Source organism: Streptomyces tremellae, assembly GCF_039540215.1.
Classification (GTDB): Bacteria; Actinomycetota; Actinomycetes; order Streptomycetales; family Streptomycetaceae; genus Streptomyces; species Streptomyces tremellae.
In genome coordinates this window covers 1-15,874 of the sequence record NZ_BAABEP010000095.1, presented here as the reverse complement: position 1 = coordinate 15,874, position 15,874 = coordinate 1, and the positions used below count along the sequence as shown (strand labels likewise).

Genomic DNA, 15,874 nt, shown 5'->3' with positions numbered 1-15,874 from the left:
AGTCCTCCTGACCCCAGCGCGGGATGTCCGCGGGGGACCACTCGCCGCCGAGCGCGCGCCCCGCCCGCGCCCCGTACAGCCCGCCGCCCGTACAGCCGCGCCGGGCGCGGACCGCCGCCGCGCCCCCCGTACCGGTTTCCGCCCATACGGGGCACCGCAGTCCCGCCTTCCTGTGAGCCGGGCGAGCAGCGGGCAACTCACAGGTGGCGAACCGGTGAAAAGCGGTCAGGGGACGCTGTTCCCCCGCCAGGTGGTGTCGTAGGGTCACCTGGGTCGGGGCGCGGGAGCGCGAAGTGTCGTTCTGGGGGAGGTCATTCGTCATGGCAGCGCTATTCGGTCGCAGGCTGCGCAGAGGCGCGACCAGCACGGCGGTCGCCGCGGTCGCCATCGCCGCACTCTCCGCCTCCCAGGCCCCCGGCCTCACCTCGCCGCTCACCGGCGCCGGCGGCGGACAGCGCAGCGCGGGGGACGCGCAGGACCCGCCCCCGGACACCGCGACGGGCAACTCGCCCTACTACACGGACCTTCCGCCGCTCGCGTCGCCGACGCCCGCCACCGGCGCCACCCCGGAGCCCGGCGGCACGGCCGCGGGCGGCCCCCAGGAGTCGGGCATCCCCGCCACCGTCCTCGCCGCGTACCAGCAGGCCGAGCAGGCGCTGAAGGAGTCCAACCCGCAGTGCCGCCTGCCGTGGCAGCTGCTCGCCGCGATCGGCAAGGTCGAGTCCGGCCAGGCGCGCGGCGGCGAGGTCGACGCCCACGGCACCACCCTCAGCCCGATACTGGGCCCCGTCCTCGACGGGAACGGCTTCGCGAACATCACGGACACCGACCACGGCGTCTACGACCAGGACGCGGTGCACGACCGGGCCGTGGGCCCCATGCAGTTCATCCCGTCGACCTGGCAGACCTGGGGCCGCGACGGCAACCACGACGGCGTCGAGGACCCCAACAACATCTTCGACGCCGCGCTCGCCGCGGGCGCCAAACTCTGCGCCGACCACCACGACATGACGGTCCAGGCCGACATGAACGCCGCGATCCTCGGCTACAACCAGTCGCAGCAGTACCTCGACACCGTCCTGTCCTGGTACGAGTACTACCTCAAGGGCACCCACGAGATCCCGGACGGCGCGGGCTCCGTGCCCCCGACGGAGCCCTTCGACCCGCTGCCCTCGCCCGACCCGTCGAGCAGCGCCCCGTCGATCCCGTCCGGCACGCCGTCCGCGTCGAAGCCCGGCCACCCCACGGCCCCGCCCTCCGGAAGCCCCTCGCCGAGCGACCCCGGCACGCCGTCCACGCCCCCCGGCGACGGCTCCACGACGCCGCCCGCCACGGGACCGGCGCTGAAGTCCCTCGTGAAGACCGTGGACGACCGGCTGACCGCCGTGGCGGGCGCGCTGTTCGCCGAGCAGCCCCAGGTGCGCGCGGTGGACGACGCGGGCAAGCCGGTCGCCGGGGTCGCCGTCACCTTCGAGATCACCGGCGGCACCGACGCCCGCTTCGGCAAGGGCGGCGACGCGTCAGGCACCAAGGCCACCGTCACCACGGGGAAGGACGGCACGGCGAGCGCGCCCGCCGTCAAGGCGGGCGACAAGACGGGCACGTTCACCGTACGGGCCACGGCCGGGGACGCCCCCGCCGTCGACTTCACGGCGACCGTCACCCCGCGCACCGCCGACGCGCTGGCCTACCTCGGCAAGGACGGCGACCAGAGCGCGGCGGCCGACAGCGACTTCAAGCAGCCCATCGCCGTCAAGGCCACCCTCAAGGGCGACGCCGCGGCCGAGGTCGGCGTCTCCGCGGCGATCGTCGACAGGGACGGCAAGCCGGTGAAGGACGGCGGCCCGTTCTTCAGGACCGGCGACGGGGCGGACGGAAAGGCCACGACGCTGTCCGGCCTGACCACGGCCGACGACGGCACCCTCACCCTGCCGGTGCTCGTCGCGGGCGAGGACACCGGGACGTTCACGGTGAAGCTCACCGCGGAGGGCGGCGGCACCGTCGAGGTCAAGGTCGAGGTCACCCCGGCCGTCGCACCCTCCGCCCCGCCGTCGGGCACCCCGTCGTCCTCGCCCTCCCCGTCGTCCTCCCCCTCGGCGTCCGGTTCCGCGTCCCCGTCCCCCTCGGGCCCGGCTTCCGCCTCTCCCTCGGCCTCGGCTTCCGCGAAGAAGTAGCCGCCCGGACAGCCCACGGCATGCGTACGCCCCCGCGGGAAAACCCGGCGGGGGCGTACGGGCGCTCAGGGCTTCCTCGGCCGCACCCGCCGCGTCGCCTCGGCGGTCGACGGGTCCTCGGGCCACGGGTGGCGCGGATAGCGGCCGCGCAGCTCCGCCCGGACGGCGCGGTAGCCCTCCCGCCAGAACGACGCCAGGTCCGCGGTGACGGCGGCCGGACGGCCCGCGGGCGAGAGCAGGTGCACCAGCACAGGAACGCCCGCCACCACGGGCGTCTCCCGCAGCCCGAACACCTCCTGGAGCTTCACCGCGAGCACCGGCTGCTCCCCGTCGTACGCCACCCGCACCCGCGAGCCGCTCGGCACCTCGATCCGCTCGGGCGCCAGCTCGTCGAGGCGCGCGGCCTCGCCGCCCGCCCACGGCAACAGCCGCCGCAGCGCCTGCCCCGCGTCGATCCGCGCCAGGTCCGCGCGGCGCCGTGCCCTGGACAGCTCGGGTTCGAGCCAGTCGTCCGCCCGGTCGAGCAGCGCGGCGTCCGACACGTCGGGCCAGCCGCCGCCCACCGCGCGCCGCAGGAACGCCAGCCGGTCCCGCAACTGCTCCGCGTCCCGCGTCCAGTGGAGCAGGCCGGGCCCCTCGCGCCGCAGCCCGTCGAGCAGTGCCGCCCGCACCAGGGCGGCGGGCGCGTCGCGCAGCGGCCGTACGGCGAGTTCCACCGCCCCGAGCCGCTCCACACGCCTCGCCACCACGTCGCCGTCCTCCCAGCGGACCTCCTCGCCCGCCGAGCGCAGGCCCCCGGCCGCGGCGAGCGCCGTGTCCCCGTCGATCACCGCCGCGAGCCGCACCCGCGCCGCCGCGGCGGACGCGGGCCGGTCCGCCACCGCGACCGCGAGCCACTCCTGGCCGCGCAGCCGCGACCCCTCGCCCAGTTCCGCCCCGGTCCCCGACACCATCAGGTACGCGCCGCCGCGCCGCGCCGAGGCCACCCGCTCGGGGAAGGCGAGCGCGGCGACCAGACCGGCCGCCGCGTCGTCGCCGACCCGCCCAGAAGGCGCGCGCACGCCGCCGGGCAGGGCGCCTTCGAGCCGCCGCACCTCCCGCCGCCACCCGGCCCCGTAGGCGTCGCCGCCGGCCCGCGCCGACCGCAGGGCCGCCGCGAGGTCGTCCCCGTACGAGCGGGGCGGCTCCTCGCTCAGCAGCGCCACCACCTCGGCCGCGCGCCGCGCGCCCAGCCGCTCGGCGACGGCGAGCAGCACCTGCGCGAGCGCGGGGTGCACGCCGAGCCCGGCGAGCCGGGTGCCGCGCGGCGTCACCCTGCCGTCCCGCCCGGTCGCGCCGATCGCCGAGAGCAGGGCGCGCGCCGCCGCGAGCGCGCCCGCGGGCGGCGGGTCGAGCAGCGCGAGGCCCGCGGCGCCGGGGTCGCCCCAGCACGCCGCCTGGAGCGCGAACGCCGTCAGATCCGCGACCCTGATCTCCGGCGCGGGGAACCTGGGCAGCCTGCCGTGCTCCGCCTGGTCCCAGCACCGGTACACGGCGCCGGGCGCCTCGCGCCCCGCGCGGCCCGCCCGCTGGGCCGCGCCCGCCTGCGACACCCGGACCGTCGTCAGCGCGGAGAGCCCCCGCGCGTGGTCCGTGCGCGGCTCGCGGGCGAGGCCCGCGTCCACCACCGTGCGCACCCCCGGCACGGTCAGGCTCGACTCCGCGACAGCCGTCGAGAGCACCACCCGCCGCCCGCCCGAGGATCCGGCGAGCACCGCGTCCTGCACGGCGGCCGGCGCCCTGCCGTGCACCTGGAGCACCTCGGCCCCCAGCGCGCCCCCATCCCCCAGCTGCCCCGCCACCCGAGCGATCTCGCCCACGCCGGGCAGGAAGACCAGCACGTCGCCGTCCGGCCGCTCCGCCAGCGCCCTGCGCACCACCGACGTCGTATGCGCGAGCAGCGCGGGGTCGACCCGCATGCCGTGCGGCGGCCGCACCGGTCGCGCGGGCGGCGCCCACACCACCTCCACCGGGTACGAGACACCGCTCGCCTCGACCACCGGGGCGTCGCCGAGCAGCGTGGACCAGCCCGCCGCGTCCGTCGTCGCGGAGGCCGCCACGAGCCGCAGCCCGGGCCGCAGCGCGGCCCGCACGTCCAGCAGGAACGCGGCCGCCGTGTCCGCGTCCAGGTGCCGCTCGTGGCACTCGTCGAGGACCACGACGTCCACGCCCGCGAGCTCCTGATCGCGCTGGAGACGCTGGAGCAGCACGCCCGTGGTGACGACCTCCACCACCGTCGCACGCCCCACCGCGCGCTCGCCGCGCACCGTGAACCCGACCCGCTCGCCTGCCCGTTCGCCCAGCAGCCAGGCCATCCGCCGGGCGGCGGCGCGCGCCGCGATCCGCCGGGGTTCCGCCACGATCACCCGCCGCACCGGCCCCCGCGCCCCCGGCAGCAGACCGGCGAGCGCCAGCGGGACGAGCGTCGTCTTGCCCGTGCCAGGCGGCGCGCACAGCACCGCCGTGCCCGCCGCGTCGAGCGCCGCCGCCAGTTCGGGCACGGCCGCGGCGACGGGCAGCGCGGCGAGCGCCTCCTCTCGTACGGGCGGCACGGCTCAGTCCCGTACGCAGACGAAGATCGCGGTGCCCGGCAGCACCGCGCCGCGCAGCGGCGACCAGCCGCCCCACTCCTGCGTGTTCCAGGCGGGCCACTCCGGTTCCACCAGGTCGAGCAGCCGGAACCCGGCGGCCCCCAGGTCGCGGACCCGGTCCCCGAGCGTCCTGTGGTGCTCCACGTAGACCGCGCGGCCGCTCTCGTCCTGCTCCACGTACGGGGTCCGATCGAAGTAGGACATCGACGCCGTCAGCCCCTCGGGGCCCGGCTCGTCGGGGAACGCCCAGCGCACCGGGTGCGTCACCGAGAACACCCAGCGCCCGCCAGGCCGCAGCACCCTGCGCACCTCGCGGAACACCCCCACCTGGTCGGCGACGAACGGGATCGCGCCGTACGCCGAGCACGCCAGGTCGAAGGCGCCGTCGCGGAAGGGCAGCACCCCCGCGTCAGCCTGCACGAGGGCCACCGCGCCCGAGCGCTCCTCGTCGATCCTGCGGGCGTGCTGGAGCTGGCGGTGCGAGAGGTCGAGGGCGACGGGGCGCGCGCCCTGCGCGGCGAGCCAGCGCGAGCACTGGGCGGCGCCCGCGCCGATCTCCAGGACGTCGAGGCCGCTCAGCGACTCCAGCGGGCCGAGCAGCCCCGCCTCCATCTCGTCGAGCCCCTCGGGGCACCAGACGAAGCGGTCGTCGCCGAGGAACGTGCCGTGCGCGTCCTGGTACTCGTCGGCGTTCCTGTCCCACCAGCCGCGGTTGGCCCGCGCGCTCTCCGCCGCGCCGGACGGGCGGCGTGCCGCCTCCGCCTCCGGAGGCTCCGCGCCGGCCGGAAGCCGTTCCGGAACAGCCGGAACAGCCGGAACAGGAGTGCCTTGCTGGTGTGCGCCGTGCTCTTGGTTCATCGTGCCCGTCGTGGTGTCTCGTGGTGGAAGTGCCGGAAGGGCCCGCGGATGCGGGTGCGGACGAAGATACGGATGGGGAGGGCGGTGGGGATGGTCTCCGGCTCGGTCCGCGTCGTAAAATATTCCCGGTTCCGGGGCGGGGTCCTCCGGCGTCGTTCGCTGTCCTTTGCGGTCCTTCGCCGTCCGAGTCTGGCAGTGTCCCGCGCGCGGGACGGGGTGAGGCCCCCGGGCGGAGGGCTCCGTGACGGGCGCCCGGCCCGGGTTGTCCGCCGGACCGCGTACGACGTGCCGCTTTCCGGTATGCGGCCTTCCGCCCCCGGTGGGCGCCTTCGCGCATTGACCATGCCTGGCCGCCCCCGTATGCTAAAGGTTGCGCTGCGGGCTTGCGCGCCTCAGACGTAGCAGCCGCGCTCGCATCTTTGGAGTCTCCTCGGTTCGTCGAGGCGCCTGCCCGGTCCACGGGTCGGCGCTTCCCGGGCTGGCCTGGTTCCACTGAGGCGATATCGGGCTCTCGGCGTAGCAGTACCTACGATCCAATGTCCGTACCGGAGCCCTTTCCCACATGACGAGCAGCACCGAGACCACCGCCACCACCCCGCAGGTTGCGGTCAACGACATCGGTAATGAGGACGCCTTCCTCGCCGCGATCGACGAGACGATCAAGTACTTCAACGACGGCGACATCGTCGACGGCGTCATCGTGAAGGTCGACCGGGACGAGGTCCTGCTCGACATCGGTTACAAGACCGAGGGTGTCATCCCCTCCCGCGAGCTTTCGATCAAGCACGACGTCGACCCCAACGAGGTCGTCGCCGTGGGCGATGAGATCGAGGCCCTGGTTCTCCAGAAGGAGGACAAGGAAGGCCGTCTCATCCTGTCCAAGAAGCGCGCTCAGTACGAGCGCGCCTGGGGCACGATCGAGAAGATCAAGGAAGAGGACGGCATCGTCACCGGTACGGTCATCGAGGTCGTCAAGGGTGGTCTCATCCTCGACATCGGCCTCCGTGGCTTCCTGCCGGCCTCCCTGGTCGAGATGCGCCGCGTGCGCGACCTCCAGCCCTACGTGGGCAAGGAGCTCGAAGCCAAGATCATCGAGCTGGACAAGAACCGCAACAACGTGGTCCTGTCCCGCCGCGCCTGGCTGGAGCAGACGCAGAGCGAGGTCCGCCAGACCTTCCTCACCACCCTCCAGAAGGGCCAGGTGCGCTCCGGTGTCGTCTCCTCCATCGTCAACTTCGGTGCGTTCGTGGACCTCGGCGGCGTCGACGGCCTCGTGCACGTCTCGGAGCTGTCCTGGAAGCACATCGACCACCCGTCCGAGGTCGTCGAGGTCGGCCAGGAGGTCACGGTCGAGGTCCTGGACGTCGACATGGACCGCGAGCGTGTCTCCCTGTCGCTGAAGGCGACGCAGGAAGACCCGTGGCAGCAGTTCGCCCGCACGCACCAGATCGGCCAGGTCGTCCCCGGCAAGGTCACCAAGCTGGTTCCGTTCGGCGCGTTCGTCCGCGTGGACGAGGGCATCGAGGGCCTGGTCCACATCTCCGAGCTGGCCGAGCGCCACGTGGAGATCCCGGAGCAGGTCGTCCAGGTCAACGACGAGATCTTCGTCAAGGTCATCGACATCGACCTGGAGCGCCGCCGCATCAGCCTCTCGCTGAAGCAGGCCAACGAGTCCTTCGGCACCGACCCGGCGTCGGTGGAGTTCGACCCGACCCTGTACGGCATGGCCGCGTCCTACGACGACCAGGGCAACTACATCTACCCCGAGGGCTTCGACCCCGAGACCAACGACTGGCTCGAGGGCTACGAGACCCAGCGCGAGGCCTGGGAGACGCAGTACGCCGAGGCGCAGCAGCGCTTCGAGCAGCACCAGGCGCAGGTCATCAAGTCCCGCGAGGCGGACGAGGCGGCTGCGGCCGAGGGTGCTGCGGCTCCGGCCGCGGGCCAGGGCAGCGCCCCGGCGGCCTCCGGCGGCTCGTACTCCTCGGACTCCGGCGACAACTCCGGCGCCCTGGCGTCGGACGAGGCGCTGGCCGCGCTGCGCGAGAAGCTCGCCGGCGGCCAGAGCTGACGCCCGTGCGCTGACGTCGCACCCGTCCGCGCGCAGACATACGGAAGGCCCGTTCCCCCTCGGGGGGGAGCGGGCCTTCCGCGTGTGCCGGGCCCCGTGCCGCGTGCAGGCTCCCGTAACAGTCGTGAGAGGAGGGCAACACGGGGGACCAACCGTGACCTGTGGCCCGAAACACACCTTTGGCATGCTCCCGGCGACCGAATGATCAGAAGATGGTCAGGAAGGGGTCCGGGACATGCGTCAGACACCCACCACCAACTCCACGGGCACGAGCCGGCGGGGATTCCTGCGCACGGTAGGGATCACCGGAGGCGCGGGCGCCATGCTCGCGAGCATGGGCGCCATGGGGCTCGCCCCCACCGCGGCTCAGGCCGCACAGCGCGAGGCGGGCTACCGCGCCCCGCGTACCGGGGACTTCACCCTGGGCGGCAGGGCCGCGGCCAGGGTCGTCGTCGTGGGCGGCGGCATCGCGGGCCTCGCCTCCGCGTACGAACTGGGCAAGGCGGGCTACGACTGCACGGTCCTCGAAGCCCGCGACCGTACCGGCGGCCGGAACTTCACGGTGCGCGGCGGCGACACCACCACCGACACCAACGGCAACCGCCAGCAGGCGCACTTCAGCGAAGGCCAGTACATGAACGCGGGCCCCGCCCGCCTCGCACAGTGGATGCTCACCCTCGACTACTGCCGCGAACTGGGCGTCCCCATCGAGGCGTTCACCAACCAGAACGCCAACGCCTACCTCTTCGACGAGAAGGCGGGCATGACCGCCCCGACGCGGTACAGGACCGCCAAGGCCGACCTGTACGGCTATGTCGCGGAACTCCTCGCGAAGGCCACCGACAAGGGCGCGCTCGACGGCGCCGTCACCGCCGACGACCAGGAGAGACTCCTGGAGTGGCTGAAGGACTTCGGCGACATCGGCGACTCGCTCACCTACACCGGCAGCGCCCGCCGCGGCTACGCCACCGACCCGGGCGCCGCGGGGACGCCGGGCCGCGTGCTCGGTGGCGTACCGTCCCTGTCCGACGTGCTGTCGGACGGCGTCGGCCGGTACTTCTCCTTCGAGTTCGACTACGACATGGCGATGATGATGTTCCAGCCGGTCGGCGGCATGGACCAGATACCGAAGGCCCTCACCAGAGCCGTCGGCGCCCACCGGATCCGTACCGGCGCCGTCGTCAGCGGCATCACCGACACCGCGCACGGCGTCACCGTCACCTACCGGAGCCAGGGGCGCGAGCACGCCGTGCACGCCGACTACTGCATCGCCGCGCTCCCCCCGCACATCCTCGCCGCCACCCCGCACAACCTCGGCGGCGCCGTGCAGAGCGCCCTCAAGGCCGTCACCCCCGTCTCCGCGGGCAAGATCGGCCTGGAGTACCGCAGCCGCTGGTGGGAGGAGAAGCTGCGCATCTACGGCGGCATCACCGAGACGGACATGGACCTCAGCCACATCTGGTACCCGTCGTACGGCTACCACGGCCGCCGCGGAGTGATCATCGGCTACTACAACACCGGAGCGAACGCCGACTCCTACGGCGCGCTGACCCCGGCCGAGCGGCAGCAGCGTGCCGTCGCCCAGGGCGTGAAGATCCACGGTGACATCTACCGCACCGAGCTTGCCACGGCCTTCTCGCACCACTGGCGCCAGACCCCCCACCTGCTCGGCGCGTGGCACAGCATGCCGGGCGGCCCGGACGCCGCCGCGTACGCGCCGCTCAACAAGCCGGCGGGCCACGTCTACTTCGCAGGCGACTACCTCTCGTACGCCGACGCCTGGCAGCACGGCGCGTTCTCCTCGGCACGCAAGGTGGTGACTACACTGCACCAGCGCGTCCTCGCCGCCTGAGCGCGGACCCGGCACGGGCGGGAGGCGCGGGCGGGGGAATGCCCGCGCCTCCCGGCGCGTTCTTGCGGGGGAACAGCAGGAGGAGGAGCGGTAATCGTGCTTGATCCGCAGGCTTTGTACGAGTGGGACCCCAAGGGCCTGGCAGCCGTCGACATGGCGCTGGCGCAGGAGACCGCAGGCCTTGTCATGCTCTACCACCTCGACGGCTACATCGACGCGGGCGAGACCGGCGACCAGATCGTGGAGAACCTGCTGGAGGCCCTCCCGCACCAGGAGGTGGCCCGCTTCGACCACGACCGCCTGGTCGACTACCGCGCCAGGCGTCCGCTGCTGACGTTCCGCCGCGACCGCTTCACGGCATACGAGACGCCGACGCTCGCCGTGCGCCTGGTGCAGGACGCCACGGGAGCCCCGTTCCTGCTCCTCTCCGGACCCGAGCCGGACGTGGAGTGGGAGCGCTTCGCCACCGCCGTCGAGCAGATCGTCGAGCGCCTCGGCGTACGCCTGGTGGTCAACTTCCACGGCATCCCGATGGGCGTCCCGCACACCCGCCCCGTCGGCATCACCCCGCACGGCAACCGCACGGACCTCACGCCGGGCCACCAGAGCCCCTTCGACGAGGCACAGATCCCCGGCAGCGCGGAATCGCTGGTCGAGCTGCGGCTGATGGAGGCGGGACACGACGTGCTCGGCGTCGCCGCCCATGTGCCGCACTACGTCGCGCGGTCCTCGTACCCGGACGCGGCGCTCACCGCGCTGGAGACGGTCACCGCGGCGACCGGCCTGGTGCTGCCCGCCGTGGCGCACGCCCTGCGCACCGAGGCCCAGCGCACCCAGACGGAGATCGAGCGGCAGCTCGGCGAGGGCGACGAGGACCTGGTCACGATGGTCCAGGGCCTTGAGCACCAGTACGACGCGATCATCGGGGCGGAGACCCGGGGCAGCCTGGTGGCGGAGCCCGCGGACATCCCTTCGGCGGACGAGATCGGCCTGGAGTTCGAGAAGTTCCTCGCGGAGCGCGAGGGCGAGGGCGGCGCCTGACCGCCCCGCGCCCGCGCATAGGCTGGCCCCATGCTGAGAGTGGGACTCACGGGCGGCATCGGCGCCGGCAAGAGCGAGGTGGCGCGGCTGTTCGCGTCCTACGGCGCCGTCCTCATCGACGCCGACCGCATCGCACGCGAGGTGGTGGAGCCCGGTACGCCGGGCCTGGCCGCCGTGGTCGCGGAGTTCGGCGCCGGTGTCCTCGCGGACGACGGCACCCTCGACCGGGCCGCGCTGGCCCGGATCGTCTTCGCGGACCCGGCGCGCCGGGAGACGCTCAACGCGATCGTCCACCCGCTCGTGCGCGAGCGCTCCGCCGCGCTCGAACGCGCGGCGGGCGACGGCGCGATCGTCGTGCAGGACGTGCCGCTGCTGGTCGAGGGCGGCATGATGAGCCACTTCGACGTGGTCGTGGTCGTCGACGCGTCCCCCGGGACGCAACTCGACCGGCTCGTGCGCCTCCGCGGCATGACCGAGGAGGACGCGAGGGGCCGGATGGCCGCGCAGGCCACCCGCGAGCAGCGGCGTGCCGCCGCCGACGTGGTCATCGACAACGACGGGCCGCGCGAGGCGCTGGAGGCCCGGGTGCGCGAGGTGTGGCACGACCTGGAGCGGCGGGCCGCCGCCGCGGCCTGACCACCCCGGCGGGGCGGGGGCGTCGGCGCGTGGCGCCCGTCGCGTCAGGGGTGGTGGCGCAGGTGCCGGCCGTACCCCCGGCGGCCGCCCTGCCGGCGCGGCTCCCGCACCGGCTCGTACGGTGGCACGTCGCGGCCCGGCTGGAAGTGCGGCCCCTGCCGCATCCGGTGGACGATCACGCCGAGGTCGACCAGCGCGATCAGCGCGAGCGCCGCGCAGATGCCCGCGAGGACGGGCGCGGAGAGCAGCGCCAGCACGGCCGCGGCGCCACCGCACCACAACAGACCCCACAGACTCAGCCAGAACCGCATGCGCAGCGCACTGCGCGCGGTGACCGGCTCACTTCCCGTACGCATCGCGGACCCACCTCCTCCGGCGCTCCTCCACGGGGTACCCGGTGGGAGCGGGCCGAAGCGGCCGGGCGCAGGAAAAGGGGCGCGGGTCAGTGGACGAAGCGGTAGCTGCGCCAGGGCGGGTTGTGCGGGGAGACGGTGTTCGTCAGCGTGGTCGCGATGTACACCTGGTCGCCTACCCGCCGCCCGCGCAGTAGGGCGACGGGTAGGCGACCAGGTCGACGAGCGCACCGTTGTGCACCTCCCGCGCGCCGGCCGGGTCCGGACGCGGACGCTGCGGCCGGGCTGCCGTATCCCGGAGCGGACGGCGCTCCCGGCGAGGACGTCCCGCTGGGGAGCCCGCCGGGGCCGGGCCCACGGGCGGCAGGACGACCGGAAGCGGCTGAGGGCTGAGCCGGCGGGGGCGCGTCCGCGCGGTGCCGGGAAGGGCCGTGTGCGGGGACAGCGCCGTGTGCGGGGACGTCGCGCCGCGACCTGCCCGCCGCGCGATCGGCCGCGCCACCCGGCCATTGCTTTTCCGGCCTGCGGGAACACCGTGCAGGGCGGCATTGTCAGTGCCTTTCCCTAGACTCGCCGACAGCGCATCGGAAGCGCCGGGCGGCGGGTGCGGGTGGGAAGGGCGGTGGTCGGTGTGGCGTACGGAGCGGAGGCGGTGCGCTGTGCCGCCGTGTTCCTCCCGGCCGAGCTGCCCCGGGAGGGGCGCGTCGCGTTCTGGGCGCCGGACGGAGAGCTGCCCGAGGGCGCCTTCCCCGACCGCCGGGCCGGCGAGCTGACCGTCCTGCGCGCCGCCGCGGACGGGTCGGCCGGGGTGGCCGAGTCGGTGGTGCCGGCCGTCCACGTGCCCGTGGGTGAGGCGGTGCCGCTGCTGGTGAGGGCCCGCGGTGACAGATCCGCGCACCCGGCGGCCGCCTGCTGGGGCGCGGCAGCGCTGCACGCGCTCCAGCTGGTCGGCCGCGGCAGGCTGCTGCCCGGCCTCACCGCGCGCGACCACGACGCCTGGCGCGCCGGGCCGCTGGACGCCGAGGACATCGCACAGCTGCGGGCCGTCGCCGCCGCGATGCCCCCGGAGGCGCACGCGGTCCCGGCTCCGCCAGGCACCGCGGGCGCTGGGTGGCGCGTGCCCGAGCCGGAGGCCCTCGTGCGGGCCTTCCTCGACGCGGTCGCCGACACGCTGCCGCGCACACCGGCCGCGCCGTTCGCCGCGGGCGCCGCGTTCGCGGCCCGAACGCCGCAGCGGCTGCCCGGCGCGCGGGCCTGGGCCGCGCAGGCCGCCGCCGGGATGGACGCGGGCGTCCGGATCTCGCTCAGGCTCGACCTGTCGGCGTTCGACGCGTTCGACGCATCCGACGCGGCCCCGTCCTCCCAAGCGGCCGGCGCCTCCGACCGCGGGCCCGGTGCGGGCGCGGAGCCTGAGCAGGGCGTCAGGAGTGCCGCCGTCGCGCTGGTCCAGGTGCACAGCCTCGCCGACCCGACGCTCGTCGTGGACGCCGCCCGGCTGTGGGCGGGCGAGGGGGAGGAGGCGCTCGGGCCGCGCGCCCGCGTCGACGCGCTGCTCGCGCTGCGCCGCGCCGCGCGGGTGTGGCCGCCGCTCGGCCGCCTCACCGAGCGGGACGTGCCGGACGCCCTCGCCCTCGCCGAGCACGAGCTGTACGACCTGCTCGGCCCGGCCGCGAGCCGGCTGGCCGCCGCCGGCGTCGCCGTGCACTGGCCGAAGGAGCTGGCCCGCACGCTGACCGCGACCGCCGTCGTCAGACCGGCGCGCACCGCACCAGGATCCGCCACGGACGGCACGGTCTTCTTCGACAGCGCGCAGCTCCTCTCCTTCGACTGGCAGCTCGCCCTGGACGGCGACGCGCTCACCGAGGCCGAGATGGACGCGCTCGCCGAGTCCCACAGGCCGGTGGTGCGGCTGCGGGACCGGTGGGTCGTCGCCGATCCCGCGCTCGTGCGCAAGGCGCGCAAGCGGGAGCTGGGCCTGCTCCAGCCGTCCGAGGCGCTGGCCGTCGCGCTCACCGGGAGCGCCGAGGTCGACGGCGAGCGCGTCGAGGCCGTGCCGACCGGCGCGCTCGCCGCGCTGCGCGACCGGATCGCCGCGGGCCCCGGGAGCCTGCCGCAGCCGCCCGGCCTCGCCGCGACCCTGCGCGACTACCAGCTGCGGGGCCTCGCCTGGCTCGACCTGATGACCTCGCTCGGCCTCGGCGGCTGCCTCGCCGACGACATGGGCCTCGGCAAGACGGTCACACTGATCGCGCTGCACCTGCACCGGGCCGGCCGCGCGGCCGACGCAGCGCGCGGGGGAGCGGGCGGCGGCCCGGAGGACGGGCCCACCCTGGTGGTGTGCCCCGCGTCCCTCCTCGGCAACTGGCAGCGCGAGATCACCCGCTTCGCGCCCGGCACCCCGGTGCACCGCTTCCACGGCGCGGGCCGCTCGCTCGACCCGGTCGCGGGCGGCTTCGTCCTCACGACGTACGGCACGATGCGCTCAAGCGCCGAGGAACTGGCCGGGCACCGCTGGGGCATGGTCGTCGCGGACGAGGCCCAGCACGTGAAGAACCCGTTCTCCGCGACCGCGAAGGCCCTGCGCACCATCCCGGCGGCTGCCAGGGTCGCGCTCACCGGCACCCCTGTCGAGAACAACCTCTCCGAGCTGTGGGCGCTGCTCGACTGGACGACACCCGGGCTGCTCGGCCCGCTCAAGACGTTCAGGGCCCGCCACGCCCGCACCGTGGAGAACGTGGAGAACGCGCGCGCGGCGGGTGTCGCCGACGCGGACAACGACCAGGCGGTCGACCGGCTCGCCCGCCTGGTGCGGCCGTTCCTGCTGCGCAGGCGCAAGTCGGACCCGGGCATCGTCCCCGAGCTGCCGCCCAAGACGGAGACCGATCACCCGGTGCCCCTCACCAGGGAGCAGGCGTCGCTGTACGAGGCGGTGGTCCGCGAGACGATGGGCGCCATCGAGGAGTCCGAGGGCATCGCGCGGCGCGGCCTCGTCATGAAGCTCCTCACGTCGCTCAAGCAGATCTGCAACCACCCGGCGCAGTACCTCAAGGAGACCCCGCCGTCCGGCGGCGCAGGCCGCACCGCCCCGGCCGGCGTCCGGCTCGCGGGCCGCTCCGGCAAGCTCGCCCTGCTCGACGAGCTGCTCGACACGATCCTCGCGGAGGACGGCTCCGTCCTCGTCTTCACCCAGTACGTGGCCATGGCGCGGCTGATCGGCGCGCACCTCGCGAGCCGCGCGGTCCCCGTCCAGCTGCTGCACGGCGGCACGCCTGTCGCCGAGCGCGAGCGCATGGTGGACCGCTTCCAGGCGGGCGAGGTCCCCGTGTTCGTGCTCTCGCTGAAGGCCGCGGGCACCGGTCTCAACCTCACCAGGGCAGGCCATGTCGTCCACTTCGACCGCTGGTGGAACCCCGCCGTCGAGGAGCAGGCGACGGACCGCGCCTACCGCATCGGGCAGACCCAGCCCGTCCAGGTGCACCGGCTGGTCACCGAGGGCACGGTGGAGGACGGGATCGCGGAGCTGCTCGCCGCCAAGCGCGCCCTCGCCGACGCCGTCCTCGGCTCCGGCGAGGCCGCGCTGACCGAGCTCACCGACCGGGAGCTCGCCGACCTCGTGTCCCTGCGCAGGCCGTCATGACCGCGCCCCCGCCGCGCCGCACCCGCCACGACGACCGGCGCGCCACCTTCCCCGCGATGCCGCCGCGCCCCGCGCACGAGGGGCCGTTCGCGGCCACCTGGTGGGGCCAGGCGTGGCTCGCCTCCATGGAGGACACCGCGCTCGACCCGGCCAGGCTCAGCCGCGGCAGGGCCTACGCGGACGGCGGCCACGTCGACGCGGTCACCGTCACGCCGGGCCGCGTCATGGCGTACGTGCACGGCACCCGCCCGCGCCCGTACCGCACCCAGCTCCGGCTGCGCACCCTCGGCGACGACGACTGGGAGGACCTGCTGCACAGCGCGGCCGAGCGGCCCGAGCACATCGCCGCACTCCTCGACAGGGACATGCCGCACGCCCTCGTGGACCTCTCCGACCTGCTGCCCGCCGCAGGCGACCTGGTGCCCGACTGCTCCTGCCCCGACGACGGACACCCCTGCAAGCACGCCGCCGCACTCTGCTACCAGACGGCCAGGCTGCTCGACGCCGACCCGTTCGTGCTGCTGCTCGCGCGGGGCCGCGCCGAGCACGAGATCCTCGCCGACCTCACCCGCCGCAGCGCCGCGCGCTCCGCGGGCGAGCGCGCCGCCGCCGCGCTCGCCGG

10 protein-coding genes are annotated in these 15,874 nt (G+C 74.8%); 7 read left to right on the top strand and 3 right to left on the bottom strand.

Features of this window, described 5'->3' with window-relative positions:
• Positions 1-320 precede the first annotated feature (320 nt).
• The gene (locus ABEA77_RS32290; protein WP_345655484.1) at positions 321-2,174 is read left to right on the top strand and encodes a lytic transglycosylase; all 1,854 of its coding nucleotides are present in this window, start codon (positions 321-323) and stop codon (positions 2,172-2,174) included.
• Positions 2,175-2,239: 65 nt separating this feature from the next.
• On the opposite strand, the gene hrpB is transcribed toward ABEA77_RS32290, so the two are convergent.
• Positions 2,240-4,765, bottom strand: a complete 2,526-nt coding sequence (hrpB, locus tag ABEA77_RS32285; RefSeq protein WP_345655482.1) for an ATP-dependent helicase HrpB — start codon at positions 4,763-4,765, stop codon at positions 2,240-2,242.
• Between the two features lie 3 nt (positions 4,766-4,768).
• Entirely contained in the window at positions 4,769-5,662 is an 894-nt protein-coding gene (locus ABEA77_RS32280) for a class I SAM-dependent methyltransferase (protein WP_345655481.1), read from the bottom strand.
• A 562-nt stretch (positions 5,663-6,224) separates the two neighbouring features.
• Here ABEA77_RS32280 and rpsA point away from each other — a divergent pair.
• The 4 genes from rpsA (at position 6,225) to coaE (ending at position 11,262) form a co-directional block, all read left to right on the top strand.
• On the top strand, positions 6,225-7,733 hold the full coding sequence (rpsA, locus tag ABEA77_RS32275) for a 30S ribosomal protein S1 (RefSeq protein WP_345655479.1): 1,509 nt from the start codon (positions 6,225-6,227) through the stop codon (positions 7,731-7,733).
• Positions 7,734-8,055: 322 nt separating this feature from the next.
• Positions 8,056-9,585, top strand: a complete 1,530-nt coding sequence (locus ABEA77_RS32270) for a flavin monoamine oxidase family protein (RefSeq protein ID WP_345655486.1) — start codon at positions 8,056-8,058, stop codon at positions 9,583-9,585.
• 96 nt (positions 9,586-9,681) lie between these two features.
• Positions 9,682-10,626 carry a PAC2 family protein gene (locus ABEA77_RS32265; protein ID WP_345655477.1) on the top strand — a complete coding sequence of 315 codons (945 nt, stop codon included), beginning with the start codon at positions 9,682-9,684 and terminating at the stop codon, positions 10,624-10,626.
• A gap of 30 nt (positions 10,627-10,656) precedes the next feature.
• Complete coding sequence (coaE, locus tag ABEA77_RS32260) at positions 10,657-11,262, top strand: dephospho-CoA kinase (protein WP_345655475.1); 606 nt, start codon at positions 10,657-10,659, stop codon at positions 11,260-11,262.
• Between the two features lie 44 nt (positions 11,263-11,306).
• On the opposite strand, the gene ABEA77_RS32255 is transcribed toward coaE, so the two are convergent.
• Positions 11,307-11,618 carry a DUF6343 family protein gene (locus ABEA77_RS32255; protein WP_345655473.1) on the bottom strand — a complete coding sequence of 104 codons (312 nt, stop codon included), beginning with the start codon at positions 11,616-11,618 and terminating at the stop codon, positions 11,307-11,309.
• Between the two features lie 628 nt (positions 11,619-12,246).
• Here ABEA77_RS32255 and ABEA77_RS32250 point away from each other — a divergent pair.
• Together ABEA77_RS32250 and ABEA77_RS32245 are read left to right on the top strand one after the other, a co-directional pair.
• On the top strand, positions 12,247-15,252 hold the full coding sequence (locus ABEA77_RS32250) for a DEAD/DEAH box helicase (protein WP_345655471.1): 3,006 nt from the start codon (positions 12,247-12,249) through the stop codon (positions 15,250-15,252).
• Positions 15,249-15,874 (top strand): SWIM zinc finger family protein (locus ABEA77_RS32245; protein WP_345655469.1); only part of this gene is annotated, 626 nt, incomplete at its 3' end. The genes ABEA77_RS32250 and ABEA77_RS32245, both read left to right, overlap by 4 nt.

Excerpts from the sequence above, each read along its gene's own strand:
- ABEA77_RS32290 (WP_345655484.1), top strand. The coding sequence starts at position 321 with ATGGCAGCGCTATTCGGTCGCAGGCTGCGCAGAGGCGCGACCAGCACG.
- ABEA77_RS32280 (WP_345655481.1), bottom strand. The coding sequence starts at position 5,662 with ATGAACCAAGAGCACGGCGCACACCAGCAAGGCACTCCTGTTCCGGCT.
- rpsA (WP_345655479.1), top strand. The coding sequence starts at position 6,225 with ATGACGAGCAGCACCGAGACCACCGCCACCACCCCGCAGGTTGCGGTC.
- ABEA77_RS32270 (WP_345655486.1), top strand. The coding sequence starts at position 8,056 with ATGCTCGCGAGCATGGGCGCCATGGGGCTCGCCCCCACCGCGGCTCAG.
- coaE (WP_345655475.1), top strand. The coding sequence starts at position 10,657 with ATGCTGAGAGTGGGACTCACGGGCGGCATCGGCGCCGGCAAGAGCGAG.
- ABEA77_RS32255 (WP_345655473.1), bottom strand. The coding sequence starts at position 11,618 with ATGCGTACGGGAAGTGAGCCGGTCACCGCGCGCAGTGCGCTGCGCATG.